Source organism: Sorangium sp. KYC3313 (assembly GCF_052075895.1).
Taxonomy (GTDB): Bacteria; Myxococcota_A; Polyangia; order Polyangiales; family Polyangiaceae; genus Sorangium; species Sorangium cellulosum_B.
The window spans coordinates 1,429,367-1,442,320 of record NZ_CP197255.1; the positions used below are offsets into that span (position 1 = coordinate 1,429,367).

Annotated in this window: 10 protein-coding genes and 1 pseudogene; 9 read left to right on the forward strand and 2 right to left on the reverse strand. The window is 72.1% G+C overall.

Annotation, left to right across the window (positions count from 1 at the left end):
• Window positions 1-22 precede the first annotated feature (22 nt).
• From ACSRUE_RS05585 to ACSRUE_RS05610, 6 genes are all read left to right on the forward strand, one after another.
• Window positions 23-724: a DNRLRE domain-containing protein gene (locus ACSRUE_RS05585; RefSeq protein WP_441290106.1), complete on the forward strand. Its 702-nt coding sequence runs from the start codon at window positions 23-25 to the stop codon at window positions 722-724.
• A complete protein-coding gene (locus ACSRUE_RS05590) occupies window positions 721-2,070 on the forward strand; it encodes an ABC transporter ATP-binding protein (RefSeq protein ID WP_441290107.1) in 1,350 nt (449 codons plus the stop codon). The genes ACSRUE_RS05585 and ACSRUE_RS05590 overlap by 4 nt, the downstream gene beginning before the upstream one ends.
• On the forward strand, window positions 2,067-3,155 hold the full coding sequence (locus tag ACSRUE_RS05595; RefSeq protein ID WP_441290108.1) for an ABC transporter ATP-binding protein: 1,089 nt from the start codon (window positions 2,067-2,069) through the stop codon (window positions 3,153-3,155). The genes ACSRUE_RS05590 and ACSRUE_RS05595 overlap by 4 nt, the downstream gene beginning before the upstream one ends.
• A 284-nt stretch (window positions 3,156-3,439) precedes the next feature.
• Window positions 3,440-4,219, forward strand: coding sequence for a hypothetical protein (locus ACSRUE_RS05600; protein ID WP_441290109.1), 780 nt, complete (start codon window positions 3,440-3,442; stop codon window positions 4,217-4,219).
• A gap of 199 nt (window positions 4,220-4,418) precedes the next feature.
• On the forward strand, window positions 4,419-5,045 hold the full coding sequence (locus tag ACSRUE_RS05605; protein ID WP_441290110.1) for a hypothetical protein: 627 nt from the start codon (window positions 4,419-4,421) through the stop codon (window positions 5,043-5,045).
• 88 nt (window positions 5,046-5,133) lie between these two features.
• The gene (locus ACSRUE_RS05610; RefSeq protein WP_441290111.1) at window positions 5,134-6,123 is read left to right on the forward strand and encodes an NADPH:quinone oxidoreductase family protein; all 990 of its coding nucleotides are present in this window, start codon (window positions 5,134-5,136) and stop codon (window positions 6,121-6,123) included.
• Window positions 6,124-6,240: 117 nt separating this feature from the next.
• On the opposite strand, the gene ACSRUE_RS05615 is transcribed toward ACSRUE_RS05610, so the two are convergent.
• On the reverse strand, window positions 6,241-8,460 hold the full coding sequence (locus ACSRUE_RS05615; RefSeq protein WP_441290112.1) for a glycoside hydrolase family 3 protein: 2,220 nt from the start codon (window positions 8,458-8,460) through the stop codon (window positions 6,241-6,243).
• Between the two features lie 981 nt (window positions 8,461-9,441).
• Between ACSRUE_RS05615 and ACSRUE_RS05620 the strand changes: the two genes are divergently transcribed.
• Window positions 9,442-10,206: a hypothetical protein gene (locus ACSRUE_RS05620; RefSeq protein WP_441290113.1), complete on the forward strand. Its 765-nt coding sequence runs from the start codon at window positions 9,442-9,444 to the stop codon at window positions 10,204-10,206.
• Window positions 10,207-10,239: 33 nt separating this feature from the next.
• On the opposite strand, the gene ACSRUE_RS05625 is transcribed toward ACSRUE_RS05620, so the two are convergent.
• Entirely contained in the window at window positions 10,240-12,165 is a 1,926-nt protein-coding gene (locus tag ACSRUE_RS05625) for a fructose-bisphosphatase class III (RefSeq protein WP_441290114.1), read from the reverse strand.
• Between the two features lie 248 nt (window positions 12,166-12,413).
• Here ACSRUE_RS05625 and ACSRUE_RS05630 point away from each other — a divergent pair, with 248 nt between their 5' ends.
• Both ACSRUE_RS05630 and ACSRUE_RS05635 read left to right on the forward strand, forming a co-directional pair.
• On the forward strand, window positions 12,414-12,767 hold the full coding sequence (locus tag ACSRUE_RS05630; protein WP_437763003.1) for a response regulator: 354 nt from the start codon (window positions 12,414-12,416) through the stop codon (window positions 12,765-12,767).
• A 14-nt stretch (window positions 12,768-12,781) separates the two neighbouring features.
• Window positions 12,782-12,871: pseudogene (locus ACSRUE_RS05635) on the forward strand (VOC family protein); the annotation flags it as partial.
• Window positions 12,872-12,954: the final 83 nt, after the last annotated feature.

Below are 12,954 nucleotides of genomic sequence, written 5' to 3' on the forward strand. Positions count from 1 at the left end.
CCTACCCGGGCCGCCCTCTGCTATGGTCGCCCCCGCTGTGCGTCTGCTCGCCGCCCTCGCGCCCGTGGCCCTGCTCGTCGCGGCGCCGCCGCTCCTGGGCTGCGGCGGCGGCCCCGCGAGGGACGCGGGCGTGTGCGCAGGCGCGGGCGTCTGCGGCGCCGGGTACTGCGTCGCCGGGCGCTGCCGGCCCGCGAGCGCCCTCCCCGCGCCCCTCGACGCGCGCCGCGTGCTGCTCCCGCCCGAGGACCTCGCCGTCCTCGTCGAGGACGACGCCGCGGCAGCGCCGGGCCTCCCCGACGCCGTCGCGCTCGGGCGCGCCGGGGGCGGTGAAGTCGTCCTGCTGCTCCGGTTCTCGCCGACCTTCGGCGTCGGCGCCGACATCGCGAGCGCCTTCGTCGTGCTGGAGCCGGCCCCGATGGCGCCCCCCGCCGAGCGCGCGCTCACCCTGGAGGTCGCGCGCGTCCTCGAGCCGTGGCGCTCGGAGACGGCGACGTGGGGCCGGCAGCCGCGCCTGTCGATCCCGGAGGCCGCCGCCATCGCGCGGCCCCGGCCCGCCACGCCGCTGCGGATCGACGTCACCTCGCTCGTGCGCGACTGGGCCAGGCGGCGCAAGGACGACCACGGCATCGCCATCCTCGCGGCGGGGAGCGACGCCGTCGGGGCCGCCTACTCGATGGGCATCTCCCAGGGCGTCGGCCCCCGCCTCGAGGTGTACGTACGGTGAGCAACGGCCAGGACGACGAGGACGACGACCTCGGCGCGCGGAACTCGCTCCCGCTTCCCCTGATCCGCCACGACCTCGGCGAGAGAAGGCCGGCCGTGCCCAGCGCGCCTTCCCTGCCCAGCGCCCCGGCCCCACCCGACGCCTCGAGCGCGGGCGCTCTTCCCGCGCCCAGCGCCTCCGCCGTCCCTCACGGCGCCCTCGCGCGCGGCCTGCTCGACGACGACGAGCCCGCCGTCACCCAGCGCTCGACGGTGAGCGGGCGCCCCCTCCCGCTGCCCCGCACCGCGCCGCCCCTCTCGCCCGAGGAGGCCCCGTCGCCCACGCTGCTCCGGGTGAGCGACCTCCGCGTCTCGTTCGCCGCCGACGGCCGCGTCACGCGCGCCCTCGACCGCGTCTCGTTCACGGTGCCGCGCGGGCGCACCGTGGCGCTCGTCGGCGAGTCCGGCTGCGGCAAGACCGTGACCGCGCTCAGCCTCCTGCGGCTCCTGCCCGCGCCCTACGCGTCCATCGACGGCGGCTCGATCGAGCTCGACGGCCAGGACCTCCTCGCGCTGAGCGAGCGCGAGATGCGCGCCGTGCGCGGCGGGAAGATCGGCATGATCTTCCAGGAGCCGATGACCTCGCTGAACCCCGTGTACACGGTCAGCGCCCAGATCGCCGAGGCCATCCGGCTGCACCGGCCCATGTCCCGCGGCGACGCCCGGCTCTACGCCGTGAACCTCCTGCGCAAGGTCGGCTTCCCCGAGCCCGAGGTCCGCGCGAACAGCTACCCGCACGAGCTGTCCGGCGGGATGCGCCAGCGCGTCATGATCGCCATGGCCCTCGCGCCGGAGCCCTCGCTGGTCATCGCCGACGAGCCCACCACCGCGCTCGACACGACCACGCAGGCGCAGATCCTCGACCTCCTCGAGCGGCTCAAGGCAGAGACGTCGATGAGCCTCCTGCTCATCGCGCACGACCTCGCGGTCGTCGGCGAGCTCGCGGACGAGATCGTCGTCCTCTACGCCGGCGTCGTCGTCGAGCAAGGGCCGGCGCGCGACGTGCTCGCGGCGCCCTCGCACCCGTACACGCGCGCGCTCCTCAGGAGCATCCCGGCGCGGGGGCTCCGCCCGCACCGCGTGCGCGGCGAGCGCTCGCTCCGCCTGCCGACCATCCCGGGCGCGCTGCCCGATCTGCGCGATCCGCCGCGCGGCTGCCGCTTCCAGGACCGCTGCGACGCCGTGTTCGACCGCTGCCGCGCCGAGGCGCCGGACCTGGTCGCCGTCCCGCCCGGCGCGGGGCACCACGCGGCGCGCTGCTTCCTCCTCACGGGCCCGGGGCGCGCGGGCAACGAGGGCGCCTCGTGACGCGCGACAGCGGATCCCCGCCGCCCACGCAGCGCGACGAGCCCGCCGCGCCGCACCCGCGCCCTGCAGCCGCGGCGCCCCCGGAGAGCGCGGAGAGCGCGCCGGGCGAGCGGCCGCTCGTCCAGGCGGAGGGGCTCTCGAAGTTCTACCCGGTGCAGCGCGGCGCCTTCGCGAAGCCGACGTTCGTGCAGGCCGTCGTCGAGGCGACCTTCCACGTCCACCGGGGCGAGGCGCTCGGTCTGGTCGGCGAGTCGGGCTCCGGCAAGAGCACCCTCGGGCGCCTCGTGCTCCGGCTCATCGAGCCCACGGTCGGCCGGGTCCTCTTCGACGGCCACGACCTGAGCGCCCTGTCGAGCCGCGCGCTCAGGGCCATGCGCCGGCGGATGCAGATCGTCTTCCAGGACCCCTACGGCTCGCTCAACCCGCGCATGACGCTGCGCGAGATCGTCGGCGAGGGCATCGTCATCCACCACCTCGCGAGGAGCCGCGACGAGGAGACCGCGATGGTCGAGGGCGCGCTCCAGAAGGTCGGCCTGCGGCCGGACATGATGGAGCGCTTCCCCCACGAGCTCTCGGGCGGGCAGCGGCAGCGGGTCGCGATCGCCCGCGCCCTCGCCGTGCGCCCGGACTTCATCGTCTGCGACGAGCCCGTGAGCGCGCTCGACCTCTCGGTGCAGGCCCAGATCGTCAACCTGCTGGAGGAGCTCCAGGACGAGCTGTCGCTCGGCCTGCTGTTCATCTCGCACGACCTCCGCGTCGTCGAGCACGTGAGCCACCGCGTCGCGGTGATGTACCTCGGCCGCATCGTGGAGATCGGCCCCACGCAGGGCGTGGCCGGGCGGCGGCACCACCCGTACACGCGCGCGCTCTTCGACGCGACGCCGTCGATCGAGCGGGGGAGCAAGGCGCGCCGCCTGCTGCCGGGCGCGCCCGGGAGCGCGATCAACCCGCCCGACGGCTGCGTGTTCCACCCTCGCTGCCGGAAGTCCGAAGAGGGCAAATGCGACGTCGAGATCCCGCCGCTCGAGGAGCTCGTCCCCGGCAGCGGCCACCGCGTGGCGTGCTGGCACCCCGAGGTCGAGTGACGGCGGCGCGCCGGCGCATCGCGGGATGAGCCGGGCCGGCTGCTGGTTCGTGCGTTGAAATGTCGCCGGGATGCCCCGGAATAGCTGACTCGCCGGGAATGGCGCCCTGGGAGCGGAGCAGCTCACAGCTCATTACGGCCCAAACTGGCACAATCGAAGATCCGGTGTGTCACGCGCCAGAGGCGCTCCTGCGGGATCTGCGTTTGTTGCGCGAGGCACCCCTTTTGCTGCACGCCCCGCGCCGCCGCGCGCGAGGTTCGGTGGCGGAGCCACGAGGTGATGCGATGACGAGCGACGTGCTTCGCGTGCTGGCGGCAGCCCTGCTGTCCGGTGCGTGCCTGATGGGATGCAAGAACAGCGTGAATGACGGCGTTGGCGCCAGCGGCGGCAACGGCGGCAGCGGCGCCAGCAGCAGCAGCGGCGGCGAGGACGGCACCGGCGGAAGCGGCGGCCACGACGGCGGCAGCGGCGGCGACGACAGCGGCGGCGGCGGCAACGACGACACCGGCGAGGACGGCACCGGCGGCTGCGGCGACGGCAGCGGCGGCGGCTGCATCGACCTGTCGGACTGGCCGTGCGAGGTGCGCGACGTCGAGGGCACGATCCCCGGCGTGAAGATATCGATCGAGTCGAGCCGCTGCGCCTACCACCAGGGAGAGCCGGCGGAGTTCATCTTCACGGTCACGACCGACTCGAGCGTCCCCCCGATCGACATAGCGGCCTCCACCGGCTGCGGGCGCTGCGTCGAACCGACGAGCGATCCGCTCTCGTTCGTCTCCTACAAGATCAGCGGCCTCTCGTGGGGCGCCGATCCGCAACCGCAGCTCTACTGCCTGTGCGACGTGGGCTGCTGCGCTCCCGACGAGGCGGTGACCGTGCAGGTCGACGCGACGACGGTGACGCAGACGATCCGCTGGTCCGGGCGGCAGTGGACCGGGCCGTCCGACACGAGCAACCCGGAGGGCGCCTTCTTCCGGGCGGGGAGCTACGATGTCGAGGTGACGTTCGACGGGCAGGAGCAGGGCTCCGTGACGGCGAAGCTGCCGATCGAGATCTACCCCTGAAGCACGGCCGAGGCGACGCCCGCGAGCAGGCCGCGGCCCAGGGTGGCACAGTCGACGCCCCGGGGTGGCGCGCGCCACGGCCTGTCCCTCTGGAGCCCCGCGCGCGCTTCGCGGAGCATCTCCCTTGCTGCCGATCGCGCGCCGCCGCAGACAGACGGCGTGGCGCGAAGGAGGGAGAGGTGAGGGAATGGCAAACGACATGCTTCGAGCTCTGGCGATAGCCTTGCTGTCCGCCGCGTGCGCGACCGGATGCGGCGGCGGCAAGGAGGGCGGCGGGAGCGGCGGTGACGGCGCGAGCAGCAGCAGCGGCGGCGACCGCGGGCTGCCGCCGGGGGCCGAGCCGTGCGCGGTGCGCGACGTCCAGGGCACGATCCCGGGCGTGACGATATCGATCGAGTCCAGCCGCTGCGTCTACTGGAGGGGCGAGCCAGCGGAGTTCGTCTACACGGTCACGACCGACGCGAGCGTCCCTCCGATCGAGATCGCGGCCTCCGACGGGTGCGGGCACTGCGTCGTGCCGAGCGCGGATCCGCGCTCGTTCGTCACGTACCAGATCACCGGGCTGTCGACGGCGGGGGATCCACAGCAGTACTGCCTCTGCGACACCGGGTGTTGCGCTCCCGACGCCGCGGCGAACGTGCAGGTCGACGCGACGGCGGCGACGCACACGATCTCCTGGTCGGGGCGGCAGTGGAGCGGGCCATCGGACACGGACAACCCGGAAGACGAGTTCTTCGCGCCGGGGACCTACGATGTCGAGGTGACGTTCGACGGGCAGGAGCAGGGCTCCGTGACGGCGAAGCTGCCGATCGAGATCGTCCGCTGATCGCGCGCGCCGGCGATCCCGCAGGGGATCCCCGGCGCGCGAGGCGGCGCCGCCGGGCCGCCTGGGCTTTCTGCTAAGGTCCGCGGGCATGCATGCCTGGCGCGGACACGCCTTCGGTCCCCCCGAGATCCTCGTCTGGGAAGAGGTGGACGACCCCCCGCTCGCCGAGGGGGAGGTCCGGATCGAGGTGGCCGCCGCCGCGATCAACTTCCCCGACGTGCTCTTCACGGCGGGCGCGCACCAGGTCAAGCCGACCCCGCCGTTCATCCCCGGCTTCGAGGTCGCCGGCCTCGTCGTCGAGAGCCGCGAGCCGTCCCTCCCGCCGGGCGCCCGCGTGGCCGCGACGCTCCCCGGCTCGGGCGGGTACGCGACGCGCGCGATCGCGGGGTCGCGCACCACCTATGCGCTCCCGGACGCGATGCCGTTCGAGGACGCCGCAGCGATGACCATCACCTACCAGACAGGCTACTTCGCGCTCCACCGGCGCGCCGGCGTCCAGCCGGGCGACACGGTCCTCGTGCACGCCGGCGCGGGCGGCGTCGGCAGCGCGGCGATCCAGCTCGCCAAGGCGGCCGGCGCGACCGTCATCGCGACCGCCGGCGGCGAGGAGAAGACGGCGGTCTGCCGCGCGCTCGGGGCGGACGTCGCCATCGACTACCGGCGCGAGGACTTCGTCGCCATCGTGAAGGAGCGGACCTCGGGCCGGGGCGCCGATATCGTCTTCGACCCCGTCGGCGGCGACGTCTTCGATCAATCGACGAAATGCGTCGCCTTCGAGGGACGTATCGTGGTGATCGGCTTCGCCTCCGGCCGCATCCCCGCGGCGCGCGCGAACCACCTGCTCGTGAAGAACTATTCGGTCGTCGGCCTCTACTGGGGCACCTACAGCCGCGCCCGGCCCGATCTCACGCGGAGGGCGCAAGACGAGCTCTACGCGCTCTACGGCCAGGGCGCGATCAAGCCGCTCGTCTCCGCTGCGCCGCCGATGGCGGAGGCGAAGGCGGCCATGAAGGCAGTCGCGTCCCGCGCGACCACCGGCAAGGTCGTGCTCACGACCGCGCGAGGCGGCGGCGCGTGACGCGCTGTTCACGGAGACCCGGCCCGCCCCGCGGCGGACTGGGTCCCTCGGCCTATCTCACGAATGCCGCCGCCGCTGCGGAGAGCGGGGAGAGCGGCAGCGGCGCGGAGGATGGGATCAGTTGCAGCCGCCGGCGGTGGACGCCTCCGGGAGCGCCGCGGGCGTCTCCTTGTTCTCCGTCGTCAGGCCGAAGCCGTACGGGAACAGCGCGCCGTCTTCCCCGCGGTTGACCCGCTGGCAATCGGTCGCAGGCCAGGAGAACGAGAGCTTGCCCTGGAACTGCTGCTTGCCGAACAGCACGTCGGCCACGCCGCCGCCCTCGGAGCCCGGGAGCCACGCGGCCACGAAGGCATCCGAGCGGTTCAGCTCCTTGTTGACATAGAGCGGACGGCCCGACAGAAAGACCGTCACGATCGGCAGATCCGGCGCGGCCGTGCTGATGGTCTGGAGGACCTGCAGATCCTCGGGGTGGAACACCGCGTGCTCCAGCGTCTTCGCGTGCGGCGTGTCGTCCGTCGCGAGCTGGATGTCCCCCTGCATCTCGGCATAGGGCGTCTCGCCGATCACCACGATCGCCGCGTCGAAGCTCCCCGAATTGGCGGCGGAGCCGTTGGCGCTCAGCGTCGCCTGGCCGCCGCCGGCCGAAACGAGGTCCTGGATCCCCTTGAGGATCGACGTCGCGCCGGGGAAATCGGCGTTCGTCACGTCGGTGCCCTGCCACGTCCGCGACCAGCCGCCGGCCTGGTTCGGGATGCTGTCCGCGGACTTGCCCGCGACGAGCACCTTGGCCGACGCGGCGAGGGGCAGGACCCCGCCGGCGTTCTTGAGGAGGACAAGAGACTTCCGGACCGCCTCGCGCGCGAGGGCCCGGTGCTCCGCTTGCCCGAGCACCGACTGATCTCCCGCGAACATCCGCTTCGACGGCGCCTGCTTGGTCTTCTTCGGGCCGAGGAGCCCCGCCCGCATCTTGACCCGCAAGATCCGCGTCACGGCGTCGTCGACCCGCGCCATCGAGATCTGGCCCCCCTTCACCTGGCTGAGGGTGTTCTCGTAGAACGCCTTCCAGTCGTCCGGGACCATGATCATGTCCACACCGGCGTTGATCGAGGCGGCGCACGAGGAGTTGGTGCAGCCCGACACCTGGCCATGACCGTTCCAGTCGCCGATGACGAACCCGTCGAAGTGGAGCTTGTCCTTCAGCACCCCGGTGAGCAGATCGCCCTTCCCGTGCATCTTCTGGCCGCGGATGCTGTTGTACGACGCCATGACCGTCTGCGCGCCCGCCGGGATGGCGGACAGGTAGCCCTGCCCGTGGATCGTGCACAGCTCGGTGTCGGAGGCGAGGTTGTTCCCCTGATCATCGCCCTTGTCCGTGCCGCCGTCACCGATGAAGTGTTTGGCCGTCGCGATGACGCGCGTCGCGCCGAGGAGATCAGGGCTGTTCGCGGCGCCCTGGATGCCTTGCACGATCCGGCCACCATAGGCGTTCACGATCTCGGGATCCTCCGAGTAGCCCTCGTACGTGCGGCCCCAGCGGTCGTCGCGCACGGTCGCGAGCGTCGGCGCGAAGGTCCAGTCGAGCCCGGTCGCGAGGACCTCCTTGGCCGTCGCGGCGCCGATGCGCTCGAGCAGCTCGGGGTCGTGGGCCGCGCCGAGGCCGATGTTGTGCGGGAAGAGCGTGGCGCCGCGGACATTGTTGTTCCCGTGCACCGCGTCGATGCCCCAGATGATCGGGATGGCCACGCGGCCACCGCTGGTGTCCACCGAGGCGTTGTAGAAGTCGTCGGCGAGCTTCACCCAGTCCGCCGCCGTGGCGTTCTTGTTCTTCCCCGGCCAGGAGCCGCCGCCGTTCAGCACGGAGCCGATGTTGTACTGCTTCACCTCGGCCGGCGTGATCTTCTGGATCTCGGCCTGCACCATCTGGCCGACCTTCTCCTCCACCTTCATCTTGGCGAGCAGCTCGGTGATGGCCGCCTCGATCGCCGGATCCTGCGCGATCGCGCTCCGCACCTCGGGCCAGCCGTTGTCGCAGGGCAAGAGGCCGACGCTGTCCCCGGCGCCGCTGCCGCCGCCGCCGGTGCTGTCGCTGCCGCCGGTGCCGCCGCCACCGGTCCCGGAGCCGCTGCCGGAGGAGCCGGCGCCGGCGCCGGAGCCAGCACCGGCGCCGGAGCCGCTGCCGGAGCCAGCGCCGGCGCCGGAGCCGCTTCCGGAGCCAGCGCCGGCGCCGGAGCTGGCCCCGGAGCTGGTCGCGTTGTCGGACGTGTCGTCACCGCAGGCGGCCGGCGCGAGAACGACAGCCGCCGCCATGATCCAAGTTGCATACCGTGTGAGGCGCATGGGTGCTCCCCTCTCTTGTCGATGAGATGAAGGATGGGCTTTAAGGGTGAATTGTGACAGTCGAGCAAAGCGTCGATCGGGACGTGTAAGAAATATAAGACAGGAAGGGAACGTTCTAATCCATGACTCCACCCGCACGCAAGCCCCCCTCACGCCGCGGACGAGGGTTCGACCGCGTGACCGCGTGACCGCGTGACCGCGTGACCACGCGGGCGTCGCCGCCGCGTCCCCGCCGCCGTCGCCATGAGCCCGAGCGAGGCCTCCCTCGTGCCTCGTGGCGCGCCGGATGACACGGTGCGTCCTGGGACGCCACCGGTTAACCATAGTCCGAGTCGGGCCGCAATATACAAACCCGATGGCGCAGCGCGGTAATCCACCCGTGGCATAACGCGACAACCCGTGCACGAGCGAGGACGCGACGGGCTCATCGATGGATGCGGGCGCACCGGGGTCGAGCACATCATCTCCGATCCGAGGATCGAGAGGCCGCGCGAGGGGACAGGGAGGAGCGCAGGTGTCCGCGCGATGACGAGAGACGCTCAGCGCGGTTGACGTTGGCTGCGTTTCGTCGGTTGTCGAGGGAGTCGGCGCTCAGCGCTCCATCATGAAGAGGACGGTGAACAGCTATCATGAGCCGTGGCACCACGGGGATACGAGGCAACGGCGGCACCACGCCGCGCGCAAGCGCCAGCTCGTCGAGCCCGCCCTCGCGCGGTCGACCCCCCGCAATGCTGATTCCAGCGGGGTGCGGCGCGATCGGCGCGGTCAACGCAGCGGGGTCAGCGGACAGAGCCATGGGCTCACGCAGCACGGGCCGACGGGCGAGCCGAAGCGTCTACCGTCGCGATTCAGCGGAAGCATATTCCGCCAAGGGAACAATGATAGAATCGTGACGCCTGCGCGGCAGCATTTACCCGCGAGACTGCACGTGCCTATTCTCCGCGCATGGTCTCTATCCCGCGCACTTCCATTCGTCTCTTCATGACCACCGGTACGCTGCTCCTCGCGCTCGCCGCGTGCGGTGACGACGAGGTCAGCTTTGGCGCAGGCGGCGCAGGCGGTGAGGCCGGCGGCGGCACCTCCACCAGCACCAGCGCAGGAACTGGCGGCGGCACCACCAGCGGCACCGGCGGCGAGGGCGGCGCAGGCGGCGCTCCCGGCACAGGCGGCGAGGGCGGCGCAGGCGGCGCTCCCGGCACAGGCGGCGAGGGCGGCGCAGGCGGCGCTCCCGGCACAGGCGGCGAGGGCGGCGCAGGCGGCGCTCCCGGCACAGGCGGCGAGGGCGGCGCAGGCGGCGCTCCCGGCACAGGCGGCGAGGGCGGCGCAGGCGGCGCTCCCGGCACAGGCGGCGAGGGCGGCGCAGGCGGCGCTCCCGGCACCGGCGGCGCGGGCGGCGATGACGGCGAGCCCGTACGGTGGGCCGACGTGGAGCCGATCCTGCTGGCGAAGTGCTCGCCCTGCCACACCCGCACGGATCCCGCGCCGGCCAGCGGCTTCGCCATCACCTACGAGTCCTCGCAGCTTGCCTCGAGCTCGGAGCAGTGCGCCGTGGACGCGGGTGAAGTTCCGAGGACGCAGGGGGGATGCACCATCATCCGCATCCACGGCCTCGACTCAGCCACCCGCATGCCGCGCAACCGCGGATGCACCGGCGACCCGGCGCTCGACGCCGCGAATTCTGCCTGCCTGACCGCGGAGGAGCAGAAGACCCTCGAGGACTGGATCCTGGACGGTCAGCTCGACTGATCCGAGGAGGCCCGGTCCCCGCCGCGCCTCACGTCACCTCGGCTGCTCCAGGAGCGCTCCGTCTCGATACGCGTCGATGAGCCGCTCCAGGATCTCGATCTCCCGCTCGAGCTCCTCCCCCTTCTCGGTGTCTCCCACCCGGCGCTCGGCCTCGTAGACCTCCACGTCCGAGATCACGGGGATGATGTCCTCCCCCGCCTCCACGGCCTGCTCGACCGACGTGAAATGGTGGTGCTGCGCGAGGCGCGCCCCGCTCGCCTCGAGCACGAGCGTGTACCCCTTGTCGCCGTACGCCTCCGAGAACGCCCCGTCGATCGTCACCGCGCGGCGCGACGCCTTGATCGGCGACTCCCCTTGCTCGACCCGGACCGGCACGTGCCCGTTCACGATGAGCCCGCGCTCCTCGTCCACACCGAACTCGCGGCACACCCGGCCGCAGAACGCGGCGCCGTGGATCAGGTGGAAATAAGGGTTCTTCGTCTCCCTGTGCGTCCTCTCGTCGGCGACGAAATACGACTCGAACGTCGTCATCCGGTCCTTGCCGAACATGGGCGAGAGCGGCCCGGTCCAGAGGTACCAGAGCATGTCGACGTCCTCCTGCGCGCCCGCCCGGAAGGCCCGGCGCACCGTTCGCTCCAGCGCGTCGAACAGCGCCCTGCCGCGGCGAACCTCGCCGTCCACCACGAAAGGAAGGAGCTCTCCCTCGCCGTCCACCGGGACACAGCCGTGGAAGATGAGCGCCCGATCGCGCCTGAGCCACGTCGTCCCCTGCTGCACCATCCAGCGCATCTGGCGGGACAGCGCCGGGCTCCTCAGGAAAGACTCCTTCAGAAGGGTGACGCACGCCGCCTCGTCCGGCGTCAGCGCGTACGGATCGCCGGGCTCGAGCGTCGGGAAGCGCGCGTCGAGCAGCGGGAACACCTCGCCGTCGATCGCGACCGTGCCCGCGCGCGCGTCGATGCGATGGAGCAGGCAGCGGTGCTCGAGCGCGTACTCCGGGCGGCGCCGGCAGAGCTGCCCCTCCAGCTTGAACTGCAGGACGGCCGCGGCCTTCTGCATCCGCGCCATCAGGAGGGCGTCGCGCAGGCCCTCGCCGCGGACCGCGAAGCGCTCCGCCGGATCGTCGGCGTAGGCCGTGCGCGCGAGCCGATCGAGCGGCGCCACGGAGATGCCAAAGCCCTCTTCCAGCTGCGACAGGCGCCCGTACCGCAGCGAGAGCCGGACGACCGTGGCGATGAGCGCCTCCTGGCCGAGGCTCGCGCCCATCCAGCTCACGTCGTGGTTGCCCCACACGACCCGCACGCGCGGCTGGCGCATCAGGTACTCGATCACCTTGTCGAGGCGGGGACCGCGATCGCCGAGATCGCCGGCCACCACGAGCTCGAAGACGGTCAGGTTCCGGATGGCGCGCGCCGTGGCGCGCAAGATCTCGATCTCGCGGCCGTGCTGCACGAACGGATCGATGAGCGCGTCGAGGTAGCCGCCCTCGCCGAGGGTGGCGCGCGCCGACACGAGCTCGCGGAGCAGGCCCCGCATGTCCTCCGGGAACGCCGCCTCCACCTGGCGGAGCGTGTAGCGCAGCGACAGCTGGCGGATGACCTCGATCTGGCGCGCGAGCGTCCAGAACAGGAAGTCCCGCCGCTCCCCCTCGCCGCGGGACGCGACGCGGGCATGGCTCTCGCGAGGATAGTAAACGACCGAGAGCAGCGCGCGCTTCTCGGCCGCCGTGAGCCGGTCGCCGAAGACCCGCTCGACCAGCGGCCGCAGGCTCCCCGAAGCGTTGTTGATGATGTGCTTCAGCTTCCTGTGCTCGCCGTGGACGTCGCTGACCACGTGCACCGTCCCCTTCGGGAGCGACAGGATCGCCCGCAGATGGCCGATCTCCGAGAGCGCGGCCTCGGTCGTCGGGTACCGGGCCGCGAGGGCCCGGAGCAGCGGCAACTCCCGCGTGTCCAGCATGGCGTCGCAGCATAGAGCAAGGCCGCGGGTCGACGCACGCACGCGACGTGCTCCGCGCTGAGCAGCCGGGCAAGCGCGCAATGCGAGCGCATGCGCCTGACTCTGCCGCGTTTCTCCTTGCGGCCGCGCGGCGTCCTACTAGCAAATGCAATGGGAGCCCATGCAATCTCGGGGCTGCGAGGCCGCACCTCCGCGCCGAGCGGCCTCGACGCCGGCCCCGCATTCACCAGCGAACGCCCTCTTCCCACATGAGCAAGTCTATCCTGATCATCGATGACGACGTGGATCTGGCGACGACCCTGGCCGAGACGCTGCGCGACCTCGGTTATGAGGCGACGCCTTTCTTCAGCGGGCGAGAGGCGCTCGAGCGGCTCCTCGACGGCGAGCGGCCCGGAGTGATCCTGCTCGACCTGATGATGCCGAAGATGAACGGCTGGAAGGTGTGCGACGAGCTCTGCGCGGTCCCCGCGCTGGAGGAGATCCCCGTCGTCATCATGACCGCGGCGTCGAACATCAAGCAGCCGATGCCGGCGCACGCGCGCGAGGTGCTCAGCAAGCCGTTCGAGCTCGACGCCCTGCTCAGGACGATCGACGCCGCCTGAGCGGCGCGCGCCCCGGCGTGCGCGCGGAGTACGGCCCGACGTATTACGCGGCTTTCCTGCACGATCCCGACGGCAACAACCTGGAGGCGGTCTGTATGAAATAGGGGCGCAGCGCGCGGCCATCGCGCCATCACGCCATCGCCGCAGAGGGCAGATGGCTCCGGCCGCCGCGCCGAGGCGGCCTCTG